The sequence below is a fragment of the Streptomyces sp. AC550_RSS872 genome, from assembly GCF_019049285.1.
In the GTDB taxonomy this organism is placed as follows: domain Bacteria; phylum Actinomycetota; class Actinomycetes; order Streptomycetales; family Streptomycetaceae; genus Streptomyces.
Genome location: NZ_JAGMUL010000045.1, coordinates 40900 through 63699 on the forward strand (window position 1 = coordinate 40900; position 22800 = coordinate 63699).

The 22800-nt window shown below is 70.6% G+C and carries 23 protein-coding genes and 3 pseudogenes; 12 read left to right on the plus strand and 14 right to left on the minus strand.

Features of this window, described 5'->3' with window-relative positions:
• The first annotated feature begins 18 nt into the window (after positions 1 to 18).
• From tkt to KUM44_RS20350, 3 genes and pseudogenes are all read left to right on the plus strand, one after another.
• The gene (gene tkt / locus KUM44_RS20340) at positions 19 to 2115 is read left to right on the plus strand and encodes a transketolase (RefSeq protein ID WP_217209608.1); all 2097 of its coding nucleotides are present in this window, start codon (positions 19 to 21) and stop codon (positions 2113 to 2115) included.
• A 40-nt stretch (positions 2116 to 2155) separates the two neighbouring features.
• A complete protein-coding gene (gene tal, locus KUM44_RS20345; protein ID WP_217209609.1) occupies positions 2156 to 3334 on the plus strand; it encodes a transaldolase in 1179 nt (392 codons plus the stop codon).
• Positions 3335 to 3338: 4 nt separating this feature from the next.
• Positions 3339 to 3625 (plus strand): annotated as a pseudogene (locus tag KUM44_RS20350) (glucose-6-phosphate dehydrogenase); the annotation flags it as partial.
• Positions 3626 to 3841: 216 nt separating this feature from the next.
• Here KUM44_RS20350 and KUM44_RS20355 read toward each other — a convergent pair.
• A pseudogene (locus KUM44_RS20355) lies at positions 3842 to 4027 on the minus strand (transposase); the annotation flags it as partial.
• 131 nt (positions 4028 to 4158) lie between these two features.
• On the opposite strand from KUM44_RS20355, the gene KUM44_RS20360 reads away from it, so the two are divergent.
• Together KUM44_RS20360 and KUM44_RS20365 are read left to right on the plus strand one after the other, a co-directional pair.
• On the plus strand, positions 4159 to 4338 hold the full coding sequence (locus KUM44_RS20360) for a hypothetical protein (protein ID WP_078504336.1): 180 nt from the start codon (positions 4159 to 4161) through the stop codon (positions 4336 to 4338).
• A gap of 36 nt (positions 4339 to 4374) precedes the next feature.
• Positions 4375 to 4998 carry a chloramphenicol phosphotransferase CPT family protein gene (locus KUM44_RS20365; protein WP_217209610.1) on the plus strand — a complete coding sequence of 208 codons (624 nt, stop codon included), beginning with the start codon at positions 4375 to 4377 and terminating at the stop codon, positions 4996 to 4998.
• A 28-nt stretch (positions 4999 to 5026) separates the two neighbouring features.
• On the opposite strand, the gene KUM44_RS20370 is transcribed toward KUM44_RS20365, so the two are convergent.
• On the minus strand, positions 5027 to 6160 hold the full coding sequence (locus KUM44_RS20370) for a hypothetical protein (RefSeq protein ID WP_217209611.1): 1134 nt from the start codon (positions 6158 to 6160) through the stop codon (positions 5027 to 5029).
• Positions 6161 to 6255: 95 nt separating this feature from the next.
• Here KUM44_RS20370 and KUM44_RS20375 point away from each other — a divergent pair, with 95 nt between their 5' ends.
• Positions 6256 to 6753 carry a nuclear transport factor 2 family protein gene (locus KUM44_RS20375; RefSeq protein ID WP_217209613.1) on the plus strand — a complete coding sequence of 166 codons (498 nt, stop codon included), beginning with the start codon at positions 6256 to 6258 and terminating at the stop codon, positions 6751 to 6753.
• A gap of 87 nt (positions 6754 to 6840) precedes the next feature.
• Entirely contained in the window at positions 6841 to 8427 is a 1587-nt protein-coding gene (lnt, locus tag KUM44_RS20380; protein WP_217209615.1) for an apolipoprotein N-acyltransferase, read from the plus strand.
• Positions 8428 to 8448: 21 nt separating this feature from the next.
• Here the strand turns inward: lnt and KUM44_RS20385 are convergent, their stop codons facing one another.
• Both KUM44_RS20385 and KUM44_RS47225 read right to left on the minus strand, forming a co-directional pair.
• Positions 8449 to 9354: a Gfo/Idh/MocA family protein gene (locus tag KUM44_RS20385; RefSeq protein ID WP_217209695.1), complete on the minus strand. Its 906-nt coding sequence runs from the start codon at positions 9352 to 9354 to the stop codon at positions 8449 to 8451.
• A gap of 246 nt (positions 9355 to 9600) precedes the next feature.
• Positions 9601 to 9936: pseudogene (locus KUM44_RS47225) on the minus strand (hypothetical protein); the annotation flags it as partial.
• Between KUM44_RS47225 and KUM44_RS20395 the strand changes: the two are divergent.
• Positions 9935 to 10447: a DinB family protein gene (locus tag KUM44_RS20395; protein WP_217209616.1), complete on the plus strand. Its 513-nt coding sequence runs from the start codon at positions 9935 to 9937 to the stop codon at positions 10445 to 10447. The pseudogene KUM44_RS47225 and the gene KUM44_RS20395 sit on opposite strands and share 2 nt — an antisense overlap.
• A gap of 256 nt (positions 10448 to 10703) precedes the next feature.
• On the plus strand, positions 10704 to 11051 hold the full coding sequence (locus tag KUM44_RS20400) for a hypothetical protein (protein WP_308402673.1): 348 nt from the start codon (positions 10704 to 10706) through the stop codon (positions 11049 to 11051).
• A gap of 138 nt (positions 11052 to 11189) precedes the next feature.
• Here the strand turns inward: KUM44_RS20400 and KUM44_RS20405 are convergent, their stop codons facing one another.
• The 7 genes from KUM44_RS20405 to KUM44_RS20435 all read right to left on the minus strand — a co-directional run bounded on the left by KUM44_RS20405 (position 11190) and on the right by KUM44_RS20435 (position 17188).
• On the minus strand, positions 11190 to 11645 hold the full coding sequence (locus KUM44_RS20405) for a hypothetical protein (protein ID WP_217209618.1): 456 nt from the start codon (positions 11643 to 11645) through the stop codon (positions 11190 to 11192).
• A gap of 136 nt (positions 11646 to 11781) precedes the next feature.
• Positions 11782 to 12465 carry a uracil-DNA glycosylase gene (gene ung, locus KUM44_RS20410; RefSeq protein WP_217209619.1) on the minus strand — a complete coding sequence of 228 codons (684 nt, stop codon included), beginning with the start codon at positions 12463 to 12465 and terminating at the stop codon, positions 11782 to 11784.
• Positions 12466 to 12583: 118 nt separating this feature from the next.
• The gene (locus tag KUM44_RS20415) at positions 12584 to 14164 is read right to left on the minus strand and encodes an ABC transporter substrate-binding protein (RefSeq protein ID WP_217209620.1); all 1581 of its coding nucleotides are present in this window, start codon (positions 14162 to 14164) and stop codon (positions 12584 to 12586) included.
• 191 nt (positions 14165 to 14355) lie between these two features.
• A complete protein-coding gene (locus KUM44_RS20420) occupies positions 14356 to 15117 on the minus strand; it encodes an SDR family oxidoreductase (protein WP_217209621.1) in 762 nt (253 codons plus the stop codon).
• A gap of 20 nt (positions 15118 to 15137) precedes the next feature.
• A complete protein-coding gene (fabG, locus tag KUM44_RS20425; protein ID WP_217209622.1) occupies positions 15138 to 15899 on the minus strand; it encodes a 3-oxoacyl-ACP reductase FabG in 762 nt (253 codons plus the stop codon).
• 126 nt (positions 15900 to 16025) lie between these two features.
• Positions 16026 to 16436, minus strand: a complete 411-nt coding sequence (locus tag KUM44_RS20430; protein WP_217209623.1) for a DUF3037 domain-containing protein — start codon at positions 16434 to 16436, stop codon at positions 16026 to 16028.
• A complete protein-coding gene (locus KUM44_RS20435; RefSeq protein ID WP_217209625.1) occupies positions 16433 to 17188 on the minus strand; it encodes a HipA family kinase in 756 nt (251 codons plus the stop codon). Before KUM44_RS20435 ends, KUM44_RS20430 begins: the two co-directional genes overlap by 4 nt.
• A 221-nt stretch (positions 17189 to 17409) precedes the next feature.
• Between KUM44_RS20435 and KUM44_RS20440 the strand changes: the two genes are divergently transcribed.
• Complete coding sequence (locus tag KUM44_RS20440; RefSeq protein ID WP_217209627.1) at positions 17410 to 17904, plus strand: Rieske (2Fe-2S) protein; 495 nt, start codon at positions 17410 to 17412, stop codon at positions 17902 to 17904.
• Here the strand turns inward: KUM44_RS20440 and KUM44_RS20445 are convergent.
• The gene (locus KUM44_RS20445; protein WP_217209629.1) at positions 17891 to 18538 is read right to left on the minus strand and encodes a cysteine hydrolase; all 648 of its coding nucleotides are present in this window, start codon (positions 18536 to 18538) and stop codon (positions 17891 to 17893) included. The genes KUM44_RS20440 and KUM44_RS20445 overlap by 14 nt on opposite strands.
• A gap of 160 nt (positions 18539 to 18698) precedes the next feature.
• Between KUM44_RS20445 and KUM44_RS20450 the strand changes: the two genes are divergently transcribed.
• Entirely contained in the window at positions 18699 to 19166 is a 468-nt protein-coding gene (locus KUM44_RS20450) for a pyridoxamine 5'-phosphate oxidase family protein (RefSeq protein ID WP_217209630.1), read from the plus strand.
• A gap of 40 nt (positions 19167 to 19206) precedes the next feature.
• On the opposite strand, the gene KUM44_RS20455 is transcribed toward KUM44_RS20450, so the two are convergent.
• Positions 19207 to 20109, minus strand: coding sequence for a LysR family transcriptional regulator (locus tag KUM44_RS20455; RefSeq protein ID WP_217209631.1), 903 nt, complete (start codon positions 20107 to 20109; stop codon positions 19207 to 19209).
• Positions 20110 to 20183: 74 nt separating this feature from the next.
• Here KUM44_RS20455 and KUM44_RS20460 point away from each other — a divergent pair, with 74 nt between their 5' ends.
• Positions 20184 to 21131, plus strand: coding sequence for a DMT family transporter (locus KUM44_RS20460; RefSeq protein ID WP_374202056.1), 948 nt, complete (start codon positions 20184 to 20186; stop codon positions 21129 to 21131).
• A 277-nt stretch (positions 21132 to 21408) separates the two neighbouring features.
• Here KUM44_RS20460 and KUM44_RS20465 read toward each other — a convergent pair whose 3' ends face one another.
• Positions 21409 to 22740, minus strand: a complete 1332-nt coding sequence (locus tag KUM44_RS20465; RefSeq protein WP_217209633.1) for an aminotransferase class I/II-fold pyridoxal phosphate-dependent enzyme — start codon at positions 22738 to 22740, stop codon at positions 21409 to 21411.
• Positions 22741 to 22800: the final 60 nt, after the last annotated feature.

The window sequence follows — 22800 nt, forward strand, 5'->3', positions numbered from 1 at the left end:
CAGAAGGACCTGATCAGAATGAGCACCCAGCCGACTGTCACAGACCTCGAATGGACCGAGCTGGACCGGCGAGCCGTCGACACCGCCCGGGTGCTGGCCATCGACGCCGTACAGAAGATCGGCAACGGCCATCCGGGCACCGCCATGAGCCTGGCGCCCGCCGCGTACCTGCTGTTCCAGAAGCTGATGAGGCATGACCCAGCGGACCCGGACTGGGTCGCCCGAGACCGTTTCGTCCTCTCCCCCGGCCACACCTCACTGACCCTCTACACCCAGCTTTTCCTGTCGGGTTACGGGCTGGAGCTGGAGGACCTGAAGGCGTTCCGCACCGCGGGCTCCAAGACCCCGGGCCACCCTGAGTACGGCCACACGACCGGCGTCGAGACCACCACGGGACCGCTCGGCCAGGGCATCGCCAACGCGGTCGGCATGGCCATGGCCGCCCGCTACGAGCGCGGCCTGTTCGACCCGGACGCCGCCCCCGGTGAGTCAGTGTTCGACCACACCATCTGGGCCATCGTCTCCGACGGCGATCTGGAGGAGGGCGTCTCCGCCGAGGCATCCTCGCTCGCCGGCCACCAGAAGCTCGGCAACCTGATCGCCATGTACGACGACAACCACATCTCCATCGAGGGCGACACCGCCACCGCCTTCTCCGAGGACGTGCTGAAGCGCTACGAGGCATACGGCTGGCACGTCCAGCGCATCGAGCAGGCCGAGAACGGCGACTTCGACGTGCAGGCCCTGTACGCGGCCTTCCGCACCGCGCAGGCCGTCACCGACCGCCCGTCGCTCATCGCCGCCCGCACGGTCATCGCCTGGCCGGCCCCCAACGCCCAGAACACGGAAGCCGCCCACGGCTCGGCGCTTGGTGACACCGAGGTCGCCGCCACCAAGCAGGTGCTGGGCTTCGATCGCGACAAGACGTTCGATGTCGCCGACGAGGTGCTGGCGCACGCCCGCGAGGTGGTCGACCGGGGCCGCGAGGCGCACACCGAGTGGAGCAAGCGGTTCGAGGAGTGGCGCACCGCCAAACCGCAGCGTGCCGCCGAGTTCGACCGGATCGCCGCGGGCGAGCTGCCCGCTGGCTGGGAGGAGGCGCTGCCCGTCTTCGAGACCGGCAAGGGCGTGGCGACCCGCGCGGCCTCCGGCAAGGTACTGCATGCGCTCGGCGCGGTGATCCCCGAGCTGTGGGGCGGCTCGGCCGACCTGGCGGGCTCCAACAACACCACCATCGACGCGACTTCGTCCTTCCTCCCGGACGGCAATCCGCTGCCAGAGGCTGACCCGTACGGCCGTACGGTCCACTTCGGGATCCGCGAGCACGCGATGGGTTCGGCCATGAACGGCATCGCCCTGCATGGCAACACGCGTGTCTACGGCGGCACGTTCCTCGTCTTCTCGGACTACATGCGTCCCGCCGTGCGCCTGGCGGCGCTGATGAAGCTGCCCGTCACCTACGTCTGGACGCACGACTCCATCGGCCTGGGCGAGGACGGCCCCACCCACCAGCCCGTCGAGCACCTGGCCGGCCTGCGCGCCATCCCGGGTCTGAACGTCGTCCGCCCGGCCGACGCCAACGAGACCGCCATCGCGTGGCGCGAGATCATGCGCCGCCACAGTACCGAGCCCGCGCCGCACGCCCTGGCGCTCACGCGGCAGAACGTGCCCACCTACGAACCCGACGAGGATGCCGCCAAGGGCGGTTACGTCCTGGCCGAGGCCGCCGGCCGCTCCCCCCAGGTGATCCTGATCGCCACCGGCTCCGAGGTGCAGCTGGCCGTCGGAGCACGCGAGCTGCTACAGGCCGACGGGATCCCGACGCGCGTGGTGTCCATGCCCTCCGTGGAATGGTTCGAGCAGCAGGACCAGGCGTACCGGGACAGCGTGCTGCCCCCGGCGGTCATCACTCGCGTCGCCGTCGAAGCCGGTATCGGCCTCACCTGGCACCGCTACGTCGGCGACAGCGGCCGCATCGTCTCGCTCGAGCACTTCGGTGCGAGCGCCGACGCGAAGTTCCTCTTCCGCGAGTTCGGCTTCACCGCCGAGGCGGTCGCCGCGGCCGCGCGGGCCGCGCTCGACACACGTTTCGGCATGGACGCCGCCTCTCTCTGAGCGACGCCCCTTCTTCGCCCCTCCCAGGAGATGCAGTCCCATGTCGCATGCACTCAAGCGCCTCTCCGACGAAGGCGTCTCGATCTGGCTCGACGACCTGTCCCGCACACGTATCACCTCCGGCAACCTCGCCGAACTCATGGAAGAGCAGCACGTGGTGGGCGTCACCACCAATCCGTCGATCTTCCAGAAGGCGGTCAGCGGTGACTGGGCAGCCGCCCGCTCCCGCGAAGTGGGGAGCGGGGGCGACTATGAACAGCAGCTCACGAATCTGGCCACCCGTGGCGTCACCGTCGGAGAGGCGATCCGCATGATCACCACCGCCGACGTACGGGACGCAGCGGATGTCCTGCGCCCGGTGTACGAGTCGTCAGGGGGTCGGGACGGCCGGGTCTCCATCGAGGTCGACCCGGGTCTGGCGCACGAGACCGCAGCGACGATCGCCGAGGCGGAACTGCTTGCCTGGCTCGTCGACCGCGACAACGTGCTCATCAAGATCCCGGCCACCGAGGCCGGCCTCGGGGCCATCACCGAGGTGACGGCCAAGGGCATCAGCGTCAACGTCACGCTGATCTTCTCCCTCGCCCGCTACCGCGAGGGCATGGACGCCTACCTCTCCGGCCTCGAGAAGGCCCGGGCGGCAGGCCTGGACCTGTCGAGGATCCACTCGGTGGCCTCCTTCTTCGTCTCCCGCGTGGACACCGAGATCGATGAGCGTCTCGACAGGATCGGCGGTGACCGGGCCAAGTCCCTCAAGGGCAAGGCGGGCCTGGCCAACGCCCGCCTCGCCTATCAGGCGTACGAGGAGGTCTTCGGCTCTGCCGACACCGCGACACAGCCCTCGGACCGTTGGGTCGCCCTGGAAGAGGCCGGTGCCAACAAACAGCGGCCGCTGTGGGCCTCCACCGGTGTGAAGGACGCCGCCTATCCGGACACCCTCTACGTCACCGGACTGGTCGCCCCTGGCACCGTCAACACCATGCCGGAAGCCACCCTCCGGGCCACCGCCGACCACGGCGAGATCACCGGGAACACGATCGCCGGCACCTACGCCCAGGCTCGCGCCGACCTCGACGCCATATCCGACCTCGGCATCCCGTACGGCGACGTGGTCCAACTGCTGGAGGACGAGGGTGTGGAGAAGTTCGAGCAGGCGTGGCGCGACCTGCTCACCGCCACCGCCGCCGAGCTCAAGCGCCTCGCGCGCACGGAGGTCTGACGCCATGTCGGAGATCAACGGCTGGACCAATCCGCTGCGCGCCCCCAGGACCGCCGCCTCCCACGCATCGCGGGCCCGTCCGGGCTCGTCATCTTCGGCGTCACCGGCGATCTGTCCCGCAAGAAGCTGATGCCCGCCGTCTACGACCTCGCCAACGGCGGCCTGCTGCCTCCGGGGTTCTCTCTCATCGGCTTCGCGCGCCGCGACTGGGAGGACGAGGACTTCGCACAGATCGTCCACGACTCGGTCAAGGAGCACTCCCGTACGCCGTTCCAGCCGCAGTCCGGACAGGCCGGCGGCTGCCCACACGACGACGCCCCCAAAGCGACTCTCTCCTCTGTGGCGTGCACCGCCGTGACACGCACATCGATCCCGGGAAACAGCACATCCTCGACCGCGGCAGCCCCCACACCAGGGCTATCCCCACGAGAAAACGTTCCCGCAGTCGCACGCCGACCTGGCATTCACGGAATCGCGGCCTGAACCAATTACACGACGTTCCACACAGACCCGGAAGCGCCCGTAGACGGTCGACCAGGGCCCGAAATCGCCGGGCATCTCACGCCACTGCGCGCCTGTCTTGAACCGCCAGGTCACACCCTCAAACTGATCCCGCAGCCGCTCAGGGTGCGGGCCGTACTCGCCCATCGGCAGATGCGGCTCGATCCACTGCCGTTGCGCCCCCGGGCACATCGACCGAGCGGCCCGCCTCCTGACCGGCAGGTCAGTACGAGCGGGTCCACCCCAAGTCCGTGACCAATCACATACGTTGTGCGTAGCCGTCCGGTAGCGGACTGTCAGTCCTTGCCCCTAGGCTTGTCCGCATGTCCCCCCATTCCTTAGGCCCTGGTTCCGTGCGGTCTGCTGCCGAGGTGAACGAGGAGATTCGCGCCCTGTGGCTGCGCGCGGGCGGCTCGCTGTCCGCTCAGGAGCGCGCGGAGTACGAGCTGTTGGTGGTCGAGTGGGCGGCCGCCATCCGCGGTGAGGTCATCGAGGCGGCCTGAGACAGGCCCGCGGCCCCTGTGCCTAAGATCCACTCCATGGAGCATCTGGATCACGTACCCGCTCGCCGTGGCCTCGTCATCTTCCTGAACGGCACGTCCAGTTCGGGCAAGTCGAGCATCGCCGCCGAGCTGCTGCGGATCCTCGACGAGCCGTATTTCCATCTGCCCGTCGACGCCTTCCACGCGATGCGCTCCAGCACCGCGGTCCCGCCGGACCAGCTCGCGACCGTCCTCCACCGCACCTGGCAGGGCTTCCACCGTGCGGTCGCCGGCATGGCCGCGGCCGGCAACCACGTCGTCGTCGACCATGTGTTGAGCGCCGAGTGGCGCCTCAGGGACTGTCTGTCGCTCTTCGTTCCGCAGGACGTCGTTCTCGTCAAGGTGCACTGCGCCCCGGAGGAACTGGAGCGCCGGGAGCGCGAGCGGGGCGACCGGCCGGCCGGTCTCGCCGCCGCCCAGTCGGCGCAGGTGCACGCACACGGCGTCTACGACGTGGACTGCGACACCACCCACACCACCCCGCAGGAATGCGCCCGCCGCATCAAGGACTTCCTGGGCGACCGCCCCACACCCACCGCCTTTGAACGGCTGCGTGCCAGGGTCGACCGGCAGTCGCTCCAGTCCGGGCCTGATCAGAGCGACGCGGCGTTTCGGGCCTGATCAGAGCGACACGGTGTTCCGGGCCTGATCAGAGCGACGCGAGTGCCTTGTCCACGCGCCGCAACGCGCCCTGGTGCGTGCCCCATCGGCTCAGGGTCTCCAACTCCGCCCGTGCCGCCCGGTCCCCGATCCGGGCCAGCGCCGCGATGCCCGCCTCGGCCACATGGGGTGAGCGGGGAGAGTCTCCCGACCGGTGGTCCAGGGAGGTCTCGACGAGGCCGACGAGGGCTTCGGTGGTGTCCGGTCGAGGCGGCAGGAGCGACAGCATCCAGGCAAGTCCGCGCAGCACATGGGAGTTGAAGGGATCCAGACACGCGTTCACGTCGAAGTGGACGTGCGGATGACCGACCAGGGGGGAGGTCCGGTCCAGGGGGACCAGCTCCAACCACCTGAGCACCGCCCGTCGCGCTTCCTCGGGGCCCACGGCGTCCAGCAGCGCCGATCCGGTCCGTCTCCACTTGGCCGACGGTGCGTCGGCCGTCGCCGGTGCCGGATGCTCCAGCAGCCGCAGCCACGACTCTCCTCCCGCGGTGGCTTCCTTGAGAGCCGCGTCGGCCCAGGGCTCACCGGGATTGAGCACCGGGCCGGGGAGCCGCGCGAGCAGGTCCCGCATGCCGGGTTCGGCGGCGTTCGCAGCTGCCTGGGTGCGGCGGTGACCCGGCAGGTTCGCGGCCGCGCCGGTGCGCCGGAAGGCAGCCAGGACGGCCGGGTCGGGGGTGCGACCGGCGGCGAGTTCCGCGTCGGCCAGTTCCCAGATCCGGTGGGTCGACCAGACGAGGTACTGGTCGCGCAACCCGGAGAGCTGCTCCTGGCGTTCGGCGGCCAACAGGCCCCCGTCGAGTCCACGGGCGACTCCGGACGCCACCATGAGCAGTTCGGTGCGGAAGTACTCCAGGTCCCGTCTGAACTCCTCGGCCGACCAGACGCCTTCCACGCGGGCGTGCCACCGCGCCCATATCCCGGCGAGCTCCAGCCGGTCCTGGTCGGGCAGTGCCCGCAGCAGTTCCATGTTCTCGGAACCCACGCCCGTCATGGACCCGTTGTAACAGGCGGCCCGCATCACGGCGCGCGACAGCTCCGGCAGATCGCCGCGTTCGGCGAGGGTCCGGTACTCGGCGGCCTGTTCCGTCAGGAGCTGCGTGTTCCCCATCCATCTGGTCATGGTCGACAGCGTAGGAGGGGCCACTGACAACGAACGCGTCGAATATCGCTGCACGCCCTCTTGGCTCCGTGCACCACATGCCCAACACTGAGCCGATGACGCAGCGTGTGGAGCTCGCCACCCTGAGGGACCGCATGGCGGTCGACGGAATGATCACCGACTACGCGGTGGCCGTGGACGACGGCGACTGGGAGGCCTACCGAAGCCTGTTCGCCCCCGGCGGACGCGCGGACTACCGCTCGGCCGGCGGCATCGAGGGGGACGCGGGGAGCGTCGCCGACTGGCTGGCCGAGAGCATGCGGCTGTTCTCGATGCGGCAGCACCTCATCGTCAACCGGAGGGTGCGCTTCGGGATCCTGGAACAGGACACCGGCGACACGGCCCGGGTGCAGGCCGACTACATCAACCCGATGCGCTTCGCCGGGAACGGCGATGGCTCCGGCGCCCACTCCTCCGCCCCCGACTTCGTGTGCGGCGGCCGCTACGCCTTCGCGCTGCTGCGCACGGACGCCGGCTGGCTGCTGCGCGAGGTGGTCGTCCAGGAGAAATGGCGCCGGCTGCCCGATCGGATCACGCCCGCGATGATCGACTGAGGCACGCCGGTCCCGGGCCCACGGCCCACTGTCCCGTTGTCAGTGCCTGTGAGCACACTGGAAGCACCACGGGGTAGGAGGTGATGCATGAAGACGATCAGCCACTGGCTCGCCTCCCCGTGGCGCCGCTCGGTCGCCGCCGCCCTGGCCGGGGCGCTGCCCGTGCTCGCCTTCCCCGAGCCGTCGTGGTGGTGGTTCGCGTACGTCGCCCTGGTCCCCTGGACGGCGCTGCTCCGCTCCGCGCCGACCGGGAAGCGGGCGCTGTACGACGGCTGGTGGGGCGGGTTCGGGTTCATGCTGGCGATGCACCACTGGCTGCTGCCGAATCTCCATGTGTTCACGTTCGTCATCGCCGCCCTGCTCGGTGCGCTGTGGGCGCCCTGGGGCTGGCTGGTGCGCCGCTTGTTGCCCGCGCGGCCGTCCCCGGGGCGGGTCGCGGCGGCCCTCGTCGTCCTGCCGTCCGGTTGGCTGCTGATCGAGCTCGTCCGCTCCTGGCAGGGGCTGGGCGGACCATGGGGTGTGCTGGGCTCCAGTCAGTGGGAGGTGGAGCCCGCGCTGCGGCTCGCCTCGGTGGGCGGGGTGTGGCTGATCGGCTTCCTGGTGGTGGCCGTCAATGTCGCGGTCGCCGTGCTGGTGGCGGTGCGCCGATGCCGCGTCGCCGCGATGGCCGGCCTCGTCGCCACGGCCGTCGCCGCGTCGGCCGCCTGGGTGTGGTCCCCGCGGCCCGACGTCAAGGACCGGGTCCGGATCGCGGTCGTCCAGCCAGGTGTCATACAGGGTGGGACCAACGCCCCCGACCGACGGTTCGACCGGGAGGAGCAGCTCACCCGCGAGCTGGCCGGCCAGGGCGCCGACCTGATCGTCTGGGGTGAGAGCAGCGTCGGCTACGACCTCGACGACCGGCCCGACTTCGCGCGGCGCCTCGCGGCCCTGTCCCGGGAGACAGGGGCGAACATCCTGGTCAACGTGGACGCGCGGCGCTCCGACAGGCCCGGCATCTACAAGAGCTCGATCCTCGTCGGCCCGGACGGCCGGACCGGCGCCCGCTACGACAAGATGCGGCTGGTCCCCTTCGGGGAGTACATACCGGCCCGCTCGCTGCTGGGCTGGGCCACCTCCGTGGGCGAGGCCGCGGCCGAGGACCGCAGGCGCGGCACGGAACAGGTCGTGATGAACGCCGGGCACGGCCTGCGGATCGGCCCGATGGTCTGCTTCGAGTCCGCGTTCTCCGACATGAGCCGCAACCTCGTCGACGACGGCGCCCAGATCCTGGTCGCCCAGTCGGCGACGTCGACGTTCCAGCAGAGCTGGGCCCCTGAGCAGCACGCCTCGCTCGCCGCACTGCGCGCCGCCGAGACGGGCCGGCCGATGGTGCACGCGACCCTGACCGGCGTCTCCGCGGTGTACGGCCCGAGCGGGCAACGCATCGGTTCCTGGCTCGGCACGGACGCGAGCACGAGCGCGGTCTTCGAGGTGCCGTTGGCCGACGGCGTCACCCCGTACGTCCGCTTCGGCGAGTGGCCGGTGTACGCGGCACTGCTGATCATGGTCGCCTGGTGCGCGACCGAGGGCGTACGGGTACAGCGCCTACGGCTCAGGCGGCGGCCCGCTCCAGGACCGCGCGAACGACCCGCTCACCCCTCACACGGCTCGCCGGCCCGCCCCGGACACTGAACGCGGACCGGCGCCGGCGGCTCAGACAGCCTGGTCCTCGACCGCCCGCACGACCCGCTCGCACAACTCGTGCGTCGCCAGCGCGTCCCGGGCGCTGAGCACCTTGCCCGCGCGCACCGCGTCGAGAAAGGCCAGCACCGCCTGCTCGATGCCACGCTGCCGGGCCACCGGGACCCAGTCCCCACGCCGGCGTGCGGTCGGCTGACCCTTGTGGTCGATGATCTCGGCGAGGTTGAGGACCTGGCGCTTGGTGTCCTGTCCGGACACCTCGAGGATCTCCTCGGCCGAGCCGCTGAGCCGGTTCATCACACCGAGCGCGGTGAAGCCCTCGCCGGCGAGCTGGAGCACGACATGGTGCAGGAGCCCGCCCTCGACGCGGGCGCGCACGGTCACGTCGACGACCGGGCCGGGCACGAGGAAGCGCAGCGTGTCCACGACGTGGACGAAGTCGTCCAGGATCATCGAGCGCGGCTCTTCCGGCAGCCCGATCCGGTTCTTCTGCATGAGGATCAGCTCGCGCGGATGGTCGGCGCACTGTGCGTAACCGGGCGCGTAACGCCGGTTGAAGCCGACGGCGAGGCTCACGTTCCGCCGCTCGGCCAGTGCCACCAGCCGCTCGGACTCGGCGAGTTGGTACGCGAGCGGCTTGTCGACGTACGTCGGCACGCCCGCCTCCAGGAGCCGGGTCACGATCTCCGGGTGCGCGAAGGTGGGCGCGTGCACGAACGCGGCGTCGAGGCCCTGCGCGAGGAGCGAGTCGAGGTCGGAGTGCCGCTGCCCGGCCGGGAGGTGAAGGGTGTCGGCGACCCGGGTGAGCGTGGCGGGCGTACGGGTCTGCAGATGAAGTTCGACCCCGGGCTGGACGCCGAGCACCGGAAGGTAGGCCTTCTGCGCGATGTCACCGAGTCCGATGCAGCCGACCTTCACGGGGTGTTCTCCTCTGTGGGTTGCCTGCCGGGGTCTGCCTGGAAGCATACGGCCGCTGCGGGGGCCGCCAGTCGTGTTCCGTACGGCGATCCCGGCGCGGCTGGTCATCAGGTTGCGGCGGGCGACCTTGACGGCCTGACGGGCGACGGTGGTCGTACGCGGGAGGCGTGCTGCCGTGTAGGCGGCGAGGTCGCCGCAGTGGTGGGCGAGGACCACCGCGTCCTCGATGGCCTGGTTGCCGCCCTGGCCGAGCGTGGGCGGCATGGCGTGCGCGGCGTCTTCGACCAGGACGACCCGGCGGAGGTGGTGGCCGGGCAGCGGCTCGGCGATGTGGTGGACGTCGTGGCGCAGCACGTCCTCGGGGCGGGCGGCGGCGAGGATCGCGGGGATCGGGTCGTGCCAGTCGCCGTAGCGGTCCAGCAGCTCGGCCTTCTCGTCGTCGGGGGCGTGCTCCGCCGCGGAGTGATCGCCGCGGCGTAGGCGCGAACTGCTCGACGCAATGTTCGGCCAGGGCGTGCCCGCAACCGGCCGACCGTAAAACCCCTCGTCAACCGGCCCGAGCTGAGCGAGGATGCGACGCATGACGATCGAACGCCATGAGCCCTCCACCACCGCCGACGAGCGCACGATGCTGGAGGGCTGGCTGGACTACCACCGGCAGACCCTCGCCCAGAAGTGCGAAGGCCTGACGGACACCCAGCTCAGGACCGCCTCCGTGGAGCCGTCCGAGCTGACCCTGATGGGGCTGGTGCGGCACATGGCCGAGGTGGAGCGGGGCTGGTTCTGCCAGGTGCTCATGGACGATGACCCGGGGCCGATCTATTTCTCCGAGGAGGATCCGGACGGCGAGTTCCACCTCACCGAGACGGACACCTGGGAGGAGGCTTACGCCACCTGGCAGGCCGAGATCGACATCGCCCGGCGCAACGCGGCCGGCTTCGGTCTGGACGACCTCTCCAAGGGCAGGAGCAGGCGCAGCGGCGAGCAGTTCAACCTGCGCTGGATCCTCACCCACATGATCGAGGAGTACGCCCGCCACAACGGCCATGCCGACCTGGTCCGCGAGCGCATCGACGGCGCCACCGGCGACTGACGTCAGCGGCGGCGGGAGCACACCCTCCGAACGGGGTCAGAGATCACCCGTTCGGAGCAACGTCACCTTCTCCCCTGTCCCAACGGCCCCTGGAACCAGCAGAGTTGCGCGCGTGCATCGAACGACGACGACCGCAACGCTCCTGGTCACCGTGGCTGTCTCGGCCCTCGCGGGCTGTACGACGGTGCAGTACCGGCCGCCCTCCGGTGGGCCGGCGGTACCGTCCCAGCCTCCGGCGCCACGACCGATCGGGTCCATGGATCCCGAGGTCGTGCAGGCGCCTGCCCGCGAGGCCCTGACGCTCATCGAACCGTCCCGCCGCCCGGCCCCGACCACGCCCGCGTCCCCCACCGCACCGGAACGCACACCTCCTGGCCCGCGCTCGCACCCCCACCCTCGTCCCGAGCACCGGGAACCCCGCCACCAGGGTCTCGACCGCCCCGAACGGCCGCAGGTCGAGATCCCCGACGTGTCGGAGTCCGTCCGCAGGGAGGCCCCGGGAAACCCGGGGAAGGCGGACGTGTGCGCGCTGGGGAAGAAGTACGGCGGCTGGAGGCCGGACAGCCCGGAGTCGAAGATCTGCGAGCAGACGTACGGCCGTTGAGACACGAGCGGGCCGCACCCACAGCCCGCTCCCCCACCTTGCCCCGCCCGCCCTCCACGCCGAGCGGCACGCACCGGCAGCGACACCAGCCGCTGCCGCCGCGGGCGCGGGCACCGCACGGGACTTTCAAGACACCCCCTAGTGCCCCTCCCCCAACCGCATCTCCAGCCGCCGGATCTCCGCCCGCACCCCGTCCCCGTAGCTGTCGTCCCCCAACGCCCCCGCCGCGGCCCGCGCCCGGCGCAGATGAACGTGGGCCGCCTCGGCGCGGTCGAGCTTCACATAGTCGGCGGCCAGATTCAGATGCAGCGAGGGGTACAGCGCCCGTACGGCGAGCGCACCGCCCGCTCCCTCCGCCTCCGTCAACGCCCGTAGATCCCAGGCCAGTTCGTCCGTGGGGTCGTCCTGGGTGTCGGCCAGGTAGTGGGCCAGGGTGCAGCGGTGCACGGGGTCGCCGTCCTCGCCGAGCTCTGTCCACAGCTCCAGCAGCCGCCGCCGGGCCTCCTCGCGGTCCCCCGCGTGGTGCAGCATGACTACCTGCCCGATCCGCGTCGGCACGGCCTCCGGTGCCATCCGCTCCTGTCGCTCCGCCACCGCGTCCTCCGGGCCCTCGTCGGCTGGTCCCCCTCCCGACGCTAACCGCCGCCGCCGGCAATCCCGGTCAGGCGGCTCCGTACGGCACCGGCCCGGTCCGGCCGGAGGGCGGGCCAAGGACCCGCCGGGCGAGGTGTCATCCGAGGTCCGGGATGCGCCAGTCGATCGGCTCGTGGCCCTGTCCGGCCACCGCCTCGTTGATCTGCGTGAACGGACAGGACCCGAAGAACTTCTTCGCGGACAGCGGGGAGGGGTGCGCGCCCTTGACCACCACATGCCGGGTCTCGTCGATGAGCGGGAGCTTCTTCTGGGCGTAGTTGCCCCACAGCACGAACACCGCGGGGTCGGGCCGGTCGGCCACGGCCCGGATCACCGCGTCGGTGAACTTCTCCCAGCCCTTGCCCTTGTGCGAGTTGGCCTCGCCGGCGCGGACCGTCAGCACCGCGTTGAGCAGCAGGACGCCCTGCTGGGCCCAGGGCATCAGATAGCCGTTGTCGGGGACGGGGAGGCCGAGCTCCTCCTTCATCTCCTTGTAGATGTTGCGTAGCGAGGGCGGAGTCTTCACTCCGGGGCGGACCGAGAAGCACAGGCCGTGGCCCTGGCCCTCGCCGTGGTAGGGGTCCTGGCCGAGGATCAGGACCTTCACCTGCTCGTACGGCGTGGCGTCCAGGGCGGCGAAGACCTCCTCGCGCGGCGGATAGACGGGACCCTTCGCCCGCTCCTCCTCGACGAACTCCGTCAGCTCCTTGAAATAGGGCTGCTGAAGTTCGTCGGCCAGAACCCCGCGCCAGGACTCGGGCAGCATGGCGATGTCGGTCACGTCAACTTCCTTACGGTGTGCGGCGAACGGTGGGAGGTGACCGCGGGGCGGTCACCTCCAGGCTTCAGAACCTACAGGCGACCACTGACAACCGCCCCGCCCACCGCACATCCCCCCGCTACCAGCTGGTCTTGCGGTACAGCTCGCCCATCATCATGATCGTCGAGGGGTCCAGCGCCCGCTCCGCGCCCGAGACCTCCACGCTCGCGGCCACGTACTGCCGGCCCTGCCACAGCGGCAGCAGCCGCGCGTCGTCGACGAGGATGCGCTGGGCGTCCTCGAAGTCCTTGACGACGTTGGCCCGGTCGCTCTGGGCGCGGGAGCTGGGCAGCAGGCGGTCGGTGATCGTGGGCGTGACGTAGGGGGTGCCGAGTGCGTTCTGCTTGCCGACGAACGGCGCGATGAAGTTGTCGGCGTCCGGGAAGTCGGGGAACCAGCCGCGCCCGAACACCGGGTACTCGCCGTTCTGGTAGCCGGTGACGTACGACTTCCAGGGGCGGCTCTTGAGGGTGATCTCGAAGAGTCCGGAGTCCTCGAGCTGGCTCTTGAGCTCCTCGAACTCGGCCTTGGTGGCGGAGCCGTAGCGGTCGCTGGTGTACCAGAGGGTGAGCGGGACGGGGGTGGTGATGTTCGCGTCGGCGAGGATCGCGCGGGCCTTGTCGGCGCTGGGCTCGCCGAAGTCGTCGAAGAAGCCCGTGGTGTGTCCGGTCAGGCCCTTGGGGACCATGGAGTACAGCGGCTCGACGGTGTCCTTGTAGACCTTGTGGGCGATGGCCGGTCGGTCGATGACCTGGGCGATGGCCTTGCGGACGGCGGTCTTGCCGGCCATGGGGTCCTTGGGGTTGAAGACCAGGTAGTTGATCTCCGTGCCGGAGCCCTCGATCAGCTGGAGGTCGTCCTCGTCGTCGGCCTGGATCTCGACGATGTCGTCGGCGGCGAGGCCGCGGAAGGCGACGTCGAGCTCCTGGTCGCGCAGTGCGGCGACCATGGTGGGCGAGTCCTGGAAGTAACGGATGGTCACCGCGTCGTTCTTGCGCTCCGCATACCCGTCGTACTTGTCGTTCTTGACGAGCTCGGCCTGCTTGCCCTCGTCGTACGACTCCAGGGTGTACGGCCCGGACCCGACGACCGTGCCGTCCTCGCGGAGCTTGTCCGCCGGGTAGTCCCCGGGGTCGATGATCGACATCGCGGGGGTGGCGAGCACGAACGGGAAGGTGGCGTCGGCCTTGTTCAGGTGGAAGACGATCTCGCGGTCGTTCAGCACCTGGACGCGTTCGAGGCTGCCGAGCAGGCCGGCCGGGCCGCCGTTGACGTTGATCTTCCGGATCCGGTCGATCGAGTACTTGACCGCTTTCGCGTCGAGGGTGTGCCCGTCGGAGAACTGCAAGCCCTCGCGCAGTTCGCATTGGTACTTCATGTTCGTGTTGTCGGTGAACCGGCAGTTCTCCGCGGCGTCGGGCTCGGGGGCGGTCGAGCCGGACGGGTAGCTGAGCAGCGTCTGGTAAATGTTGCGGAACAGTTCCCAGGAGCTGTCCCAGGACGCGGCGGGATCAAGGGTGCTGGGGGCGGCCGTGGTCCCCACGACGATCGGCCCTTCCTCGTCCGAGGAATCGGACGAGAGGACACCGCACCCCGCCAACAGGGACGATATGGACGCGATGGCCGCCACCTGCCGCAGGCGTCGGATCCGGTTGAACACGCGCACGCTCCTCGATCTGCCATGCCAAGGGTCGGCAAAACATACCGCAGTGTTCCGGCCGGTGGACCTCCCGTCTCAGGAGCACTTGTTCACCTCTTCGGTGACTACGTTGTCAACGGCCGTTGATCTCCCGATACGCCGACAGGGGCGCCGCTGGTGTCCAGCTGCGCCCCTGTCGGAATTCCCGTGCCTCAGCCGACGCCGGCGTTGAGGAAGATGCCGCCGTCGACGACGAGCGTCTGACCGGTGACCCAGTCGGACTGGTCCGAGGTGAGGAACGCGGCGGCGCCGCCGATGTCGGAGGGCACGCCGAGCCGGGCCAGCGGGTAGGCCGCGGCGGCCTCCGCCTCCCGCCCCTCGTACAGGGCCTGGGCGAACTTGGTCTTGACCACGGCCGGGGCGATGGCGTTGACCCGCACCTTCGGCGCGAACTCGTGCGCCAGCTGCTGGGTCAGGTTGATCAGCGCGGCCTTGCTGACGCCGTAGGCGGCGATGAAGGGCGAGGGCGCGAGGCCCGCGACGGAGGCGATGTTGACGATCGCGCCGCCGTTGTCCCTCTGCCAGGCGTGCCAGGTCTTCTGGGCGAAGCCGAGCGCGGAGATCACGTTGGTCTCGAAGACCTTGCGCGCGACCCCCAGGTCGAGGTCGGCGATCGGCCCGAACACCGGGTTGGTACCGGCGTTGTTGACCAGGTAGTCGACCCGGCCGAAGGCCTCCATGGCGCGCTCGACGGCGAGGGCCTGGTGGGCCTCGTCGTGCGCCTTGCCGGCCACGTAGACGGCGCGCTCGGCGCCGAGCTGCTCGACGGCCTCCTTGAGGGCGTCCTCGCCCCGGCCGGTGATGACCACGCGGTCGCCGCGGGCGACGAGCGCCTCGGCGACGCCGTAGCCGATGCCGCGGCTGGCGCCCGTGACGAGGGCGACCTTGCCGGAGAGTGCAGGCAGTTCCGTCATGTCCGTGTCTCCCCTGAGCCCTAGTCGAGCGGTCCGCCGGCGACGTACAGCACCTGGCCGGAGACGAATCCGGCCGCCTCGCCGGTGAAGAAGGCGATGGCGTTGGCGATGTCGTCGGGCTCACCGACGCGGGCCACCGGGATCTGGGTGGCGGCGGCGGCCTTGAAGTCCTCGAAGCCCATGCCGACGCGGTCGGCGGTGGCCTTGGTCATCTCGGTGGCGATGAAGCCGGGGGCGACGGCGTTGGCCGTGACACCGAACTTGCCGAGCTCCTTGGCGAGGGTCTTGGTGAAGCCCTGGAGGCCGGCCTTGGCGGCGGAGTAGTTGACCTGGCCGCGGTTGCCGAGCGCGGAGGACGAGGAGAGGTTGACGATCCGGCCGAAGCCCGCGTCCACCATGTGCTTCTGACAGGCCTTGGACATCAGGAAGGCGCCGCGCAGATGGACGTTCATGACGGTGTCCCAGTCGGCGACGCTCATCTTGAACAGCAGGTTGTCCCGGAGCACACCCGCGTTGTTGACCAGGATCGTCGGGGCGCCGAGCTCCTCGGCGATGCGCGCGACGGCCGCCTCGACCTGCGCCTCGTCGGAGACGTCGCAGCCGACCGCGATGGCCTTGCCGCCGGCCGCGGTGATCTTCTCCACGGTGTCCTTGCAGGCGGCCTCGTCGAGGTCGATCACGGCGACCGCGCGGCCCTCGGCGGCCAGTCGTACGGCGGTGGCGGCGCCGATGCCGCGCGCTCCGCCGGTGACCACGGCGACCCGCTGCTCAGTGGTGGACATGGATGACTCTCCTCGGGTGAGCGACCGCTTAGTACCTTCGATGGACGTGACGCTAGAAGCCCTGGCACGCGGTGTCAACGGCCACCGCGGGCATGTGATCCATTACCCGTTCCGTCAGCTGATCCGTCACTTCACCAACAGATCGAGCAACCGCTCCGCCTCGGCCGCCGGATCGGAGGTCAGTCCGGTGTGCACGGGGCCCGGCTGGACGACGGTCGAGCGGGGCGCGACCAGCCAGCGGAAGCGCCGCCCGGGATCGTCGCCCGCGGCCTGCCCCGCCGCCTCGCCGCCCGCGCAGACACCCTCGACGGCGCCGAGTGCGGCCCGCACCCCGGCGACGTCGGCGTCGGGGTCCAGCGCCCGCAGCCTGGCCTCGTCCAGGTGGGTCCGTGCGGCGACGAAGGAGCGGGCGCGGCAGTACACCAGCACGCCGGCGTTCAGACACTCCCCGCGCTCGATGCGCGGGACGACCCGCAGCAGCGCGTACTCGAAGACGTCCTGGGCGCGGGAACGGGTCCCCAGCGTGCGCTCGCTCACTTGATCCCCTCGATGCGTTCGTGGATGACGGCGGCCCGTGCGACCAGCGGCCGGGCGTACGCCCTGCGCAGCGCGTCCGCCGAGGCGAACCCCGGTTCGTCCGCCAGCCAGACCTCCGGGATCTCGGAGGTCACCTCGGCGAGCAGTTCCTCGGTGACGAACGGCGCCAACTCCGCGGCGGCCGCCCGCACGTCCGGTGCGAAGGAGGCGAGGGCATGGTCGGAGGCGTCGTACGGACGCGCCGCCGAGGCCCCGGCCCCGGGCCAGTTGTGCTGCCAGATCATGGTGGCGCCGTGGTCGATGAGCCATGGTTCGCCCTGCCACATCAGCAGGTTGGGGTTGCGCCAGGACCGGTCGACGTTGTTGACCAGGGCGTCGAACCAGACGATCCGCCCGGCGTCCTCGGCACTCACGTCGCATGCGAGGGGGTCGAAGCCGAGCGCGCCGGAGAGGAAGTCCATGCCGAGGTTGGTGCCGCCGCTGGACTTGAGGAGTCCCTGCACTTCCTGGTCGGGTTCGCCGAGCCCGAGCACGGGGTCGAGCTCCACCGTCACCAGCCGGGGCACCCGGAAGCCCAGCCTGCGGGCGAGTTCACCGCAGACGACCTCGGCGACCAGTGTCTTGCGGCCCTGTCCGGCGCCGCTGAACTTCATGACGTACGTCCCGAAGTCGTCGGCCTCGACGAGCCCCGGCAGCGAACCGCCCTCACGCAGCGGCGTGATATAGCGGGTCGCGATGACTTCTTTGAGCATCGCCCCAGGTTACTGGCGCGCAGGCGGGGGCGAGGGACGGGCCGGGCGGGCTGCGACAGGTTTGCGCCGACAGCGCATCGACAGCACTGGACAGTGAACCGACAGCTCCGCTTTACCCACCTCCTGGCCGGACCGGGTCAGGATTTCGACTGCGTCTGAACAGCCGGTCCCGAAGGACCGTACCTCTCGGCAGATCAAGAATCCGCGGAAGGAACGTCAGCATGACCAGCGAATCAGTTCAGCCGGTGTCGGGCCCGAGCCGCCGTACCGTCGTGGCGGCGGTCGGCGCGGCGGGGCTCGCCGCTGCGCTGACCGCGTGCGGGTCGGACGACGACGCGTCCGGCTCGGCCACCGAACAGGGTGCCCCCGCCGGCGGCGGCGCGAGCACCGAAGCGGGCGGCGGCTCGTCCACGGAGGCGGGCGGCGGCGGTGCGGCCCTCGCCAAGACCGCCGACATCCCGGAGGGCAGCGGCAAGGTCTTCAGCGACGAGAAGGTGGTGGTCTCGCAGCCGACGGCGGGCGACTACAAGGCCTTCTCGACGATCTGCACCCACCAGAACTGTCCGATGACCGACCTCAAGGAGGACACCCTGTCCTGCGCCTGCCACGGCAGTCAGTTCTCCGTTCTGGACGGCAGCGTGAAGAAGGGGCCGGCCACCCAGCCGCTGGCCGCCAAGGAGATCAGCGTGGCGGGCGACTCGATCACGCTCGCCTGACACGCGGACGCCTGAAGCCGTCCAGTACCTCGTCCGTGGTCGCGACCGTGGCGACCAGGGCGAGGGTGTGGCGGATCATCGCCGGGGTGTAGTCGGAGGGCACCCCGGCGACGGCGTCCCGGGGCACGACCACGACGTAACCCCGGTTCACGGCGTCGAAGACCGTGTTGGGGATCGCCACGTTGGCCGAGACGCCGGTGACGATCAGCGTGCGGCAGCCGACGTTGCGCAGCAGGGCGTCGACGTCGGTGCCCTGGATCGGGGACAGGCCGTGCAGACGGCGTACGACGAAGTCCTCCTCGGCGACCTCGATCGGCGCCGCCACGCGGACCGCCTCGCTGCCGGACAGCTGCTGGACGGGGAGCCGTTCGGCGGCGCGGAAGAGGCGGGCGTTGTGGCTCGCCCCCCGTCCGTCGGCGCGGCGTTCGGCGATCGCGTGGATCACCTGGACGCCGCTCTCGTGGGCGGCCGCGACCAGCCGGGCGATGTGGGCGAGGGTGCCCGAGGAGCGGGCCTCGGCGGCGAGTTCGGGCAGTGCGCTGTCCTGTCCGACGACGCCCTCCTGGCATTCGACGGTGAGCAGGACGGTGGTCGCGGGGTCGAGGAGCTCGCTGAGTTCGGCGTACGACGGCATGGATCCCCCTGGGCCGGACGGCGGCGTGGGCGGGCGAGCGTAGCCACGTTCGAGTCAGGACGGAACCACCATTGCCTCCGCGGGGAAGACGACTCATCCTTTTCTGACGTGATGTCAGAGGATCTCTCCTCTGGCACGACGTGAGAGAAGAGGGGGCCGCATGACCGTCACTCAGCGCCGGGGCCGGAAGATCATGATGACGCCCGGTGAGCTGGACGAGTTCCTCACCACCCAGCGCACCTGCCGGGTCGCCACGGTGTCCACCGATGGCTTTCCGCATGTCAGCGCCCTGTGGTTCGCCTGGGACGGCAACTCGCTGTGGCTGTACTCGGTCGTCCGCAGCAAGCGGTGGGCCGATCTGTGCCGCGATCCGCGGGTCGCGATCGTGGTCGACACGGGTGAGGAGTATGAGCAACTGCGGGGCGTCGAGCTGTCCGGCACCGTCGAGTTCGTGGGCGAGAGCCCTCGCGTCGGCGAGCTGCGCGCCGAACTCGACGTCCCCGAGACGCTGTTCGCGCGCAAGAACTTCGGCCTGGACGAGATGCCGCACGACGGCCGGCACGCGTGGGTGCGGCTGACGCCGGAGAAGATCGTGTCCTGGGACTTCCGGAAGCTGGGAGCGCTGTAAGCGGCAGGAGGCAGGCTGTAGGCGGTAGGCCGAGGCGGCGTCAGGAGACGTTCTCCCCCACTTCGCGCAGCGCCCGCACCGCCGCCCGGATCGACGGGCGGCGGTCGGCGTCGGCGCGCCAGACGACGTACACATGCCGCCGCACCCGCTGCTTCAACGGCACCGTCACCACCCCCGCGGGCATCGGATGGCGCCCCATCAGCGGCGCGATGCACACGCCGAGTCCGGCCGCGACCAGCGCGAGCTGGGTGTGGGTCTCGGGGGCGCGGTGGCCGAGAAGGGGCTCGATGCCCTTGGAGCGCAGCGTGAACATCAGCCACTCGTGGCAGAACTCGCCCTCGCCCCAGGTGATCCACTCGTCCTCGGCGAACTCGGCGAGGTCCACCTCGTCGCGGTCCGCGAGCCGGTGACCGACCGGCATCGCCACGTCGGCCGGATCGTCCAGGATGTGCGCCTTGACCAGGCCCTCGGGCAGCGCCATCGGCTTGTTGTACCAGTCGAGCACGACGGCCAGGTCGAAGTCGCCGCGGATCACCCCGGCGATGCCGTTCTCCGGCTCCAGCTCGCAGGAGCGCACGCGCAGCGCGGGGTGCTCGGCACGCAGGGCGGAGAGCGCGGACGGGAACAGCCCGCGCGCGGCGGTCGGGAACGCCGCCAGTCTCAGCTCGCCGACGACCTTGCCGCGCTGCGCCTCCAGGTCGGACTGGGCCAGCTCGACCTGCGACAGGATGCGCGAGGCGTGCTCGGCGAGCAGTCGTCCCGCGTCCGTGAGCCGTACGCCCCGGCCGTTCTTGGCGAGCAGTTGCTGGCCGACCTCGCGCTCCAGCTTGGACATCTGCTGCGAGACGGCGGACGTCGTGATGTGCAGGCCTTCCGCCGCGCCGCTGACCGAGCCGTGGCGGGCGAGGGCGTCGAGGGTGCGCAGGCGCTCCAGGTTCAACATGTAAGCAATACTACGAGATACCGGGTGCGAAATCTCGGTTGTGCTACGAAGTCGTGTGCCGCATTGTTGCTGCCATGACCACCGCCACCGACTCTCGTGCCCCGGCCCCCGCCCCTCCCCTCGCCGACTCCCGCCCTCGCCCCCGCGCGCGCCTCGACTGGCGTCTGCGTTTCGCCACCCTCTCGCTGATCTGGGGGTTCAGCTTTCTGCTGATCAAGGTGGGCACCCATGGCTACGCCCCCTTCCAGGTCACCCTCGGGCGGCTGGTGTTCGGTACGGCGGTACTGGCGGCCGCGATGGCGGTGAAGCGGGAGCGGTTGCCGCGCGGGGCGCGCACGTGGGGGCATCTGACGGTCGCCGCCTTCCTGCTCAACGCACTGCCGTTCTCGTTGTTCGCGTACTCCGAGCTGACGATTCCCTCCACGCTCGCCGGCATCTGCAACGCGACCTCGCCGCTGTGGGGCATGGCCCTGTCCCTGGTCGCGCTCTCGGAGGACCGGCCGACGCGGGTCAGGGTGGCCGGGCTCGGGGTCGGGTTCCTGGGTGTGCTGACGGTGCTCGGGGCGTGGCAGGGGTTTCATGGGCTGGATGCCACGGGGACGGTGATGGCGCTGCTGGCGTCGTTGAGCTATCCGATCGGGTGGATATACGTTCGCCGTACGTTGGCCGGCTCCAGTGAGTCGCATCTGTCGCTCACGGGGGCGCAGTTGTTGTTGGCGACGGTGCAACTGGCTGTGGTGACACCGGTGTTCACGTCCGTGCCGAGCAACTTCCCGGTGCTGCCCCTGCTCGCGATCGCGGGGTTGGGGGCGCTCGGTACGGGGCTGGCTGTGCTGCTTCAGTACGGGCTCGTGGCCGAGGTGGGGCCGACGACGGCGCAGATGGTGACGTACTTCATTCCGGTCATCGCGACGGCTGCGGGGGTTGTGGTGCTCGGGGAGTCGCTTCGGTGGACCACGCCGGTCGGGGCGGTGGTCGTTCTTGTGGGGGCGGCGCTTACTCAGGTGAAGCGGGGCGCCTAGCGAGGTGGGGGCAGGGAGTGACAGCGACTGCCGGTCGGATGTGGCTGGTCGCGCAGTTCCCCGCGCCCCCAAAGGCAGTTGGCTGCACCCCGTCTCTTTCCAGACGTAGCCCCTCGCCGGTGCGAGGCCAACCGCCGTCGCCACCGCGTCCGCTACTCACGTGAAGCGGGGCGCCTAGCGAGGTGGGGGCAGGGAGTGACGACGACTGCCGGTCGGATGTGGCTGGTCGCGCAGTTCCCCGCGCCCCCAAAGGCAGTTGGCTGCGCCCCGTCCCTCTCTAGACGTAGCCCCTCGCCGGTGCGGGGCCAACCGCCGTCGCCACCGCGTCCGCCAGCGGGGCAACCTCGTCGGCGGCGAGCGTCGCGATGGTGATGCGGATCCCAGGCGGCGCGCTCATGCGGAAGCGCGCGCCCGGGGCTACGGCCCAGCCCGCGTGCAGCAGGCGGGCCACCGCGCCCGTCTCGTCGGGTACCGGGACCCAGACGTTCAGGCCGCTCCGGCCATGGGCGGTGATGCCCCGGTCCGCCAGTGCGGCGATCAGGGCGTCCCGCCGGGTGCCGTACGCGGCTGACACCGACTTCGGGACGACGGCACCCTCGGCCCACAGCCGGACCAGGGCACGCTGGCCGAGGCGGCTGACCCAGCCGGGGCCGAGGCGTTGGCGGCCGCGGACCCGGTCGACGGTGACGGGGTCGCCGGTGAACACGGCGAGGCGGAGGTCGGGGCCATAGGCCTTGGCGGCCGAGCGGACGAAAGCCCAGGTGCGGGTGGTGCCGGCCAGGGTGTGCAGGGGGAGGTCGACGATGCCGTGGCCGTGGTCGTCCTCGACGAGCAGGACGTCCGGGTGGTCCCTCAGCACGGATCGCAGGGCACGCGCGCGTGCGGCGCTCACGACCGCTCCCGTCGGATTCTGCGCCCGGTCGGTGACGATCAGGGCGCGCGCGCCCGCCTCCAGGGCCCGGCGCACGTCGTCCGGGAGCGGACCCTCGTCGTCCACGCCGACCGGGGCCGTCCGCAGTCCGACGGCCGGGACGAGGTCGAGCAGGCTGCCCCAGCCGGGATCCTCGACGGCGACGGTGTCGCCGGGCTTGAGGTGGGCCGCGAGGACGCGCTCGATCATGTCGAGCGAGCCCGAGGTGACGGCGATCGGTCCGTCCGGAACGCCGTCGGCGTCGAAGGCGGCCCGCGCGGTGCGCGCCAGCTCCGGCTCCACGGCCGGGTCGCCGTACATGACCGGCTCCCGGTCGTTCTGCTCGGCGGCCGCCGCGAACGCCTGGGCCAGCGGTGGGAGCAGCAGCGGGTCCGGGTTGCCGCTCGCCACGTCCCGTACGCCTTCGGGTACGTCCACCCGGATGGACTCGCGCCCCGTCGTGGCCGGTTTGGGCCGCACCCGGCTGCCCCGCCGCCCGGCCGTCTCGATGACCCCGCGCTCCCGCAGGATCCGGTAGGCGGCCGCGACCGTGTTGGGGTTCACACCGAGCTCGACCGCCAACTCCCGCATGGGTGGGAGCAGTTGACCTGGCTCCAGCTCGCCGGCACCCACCGCGCGTTCGACGCTCGCCGCAATCTCTGCTGCGCGTCGCCCTTCGATCCGATATCCTCCTAGCACAAAGTAGATTGTGCACTAGTGCAATACAGAGTGCAAGAGCGCACCAGAAACGCAAGGGAG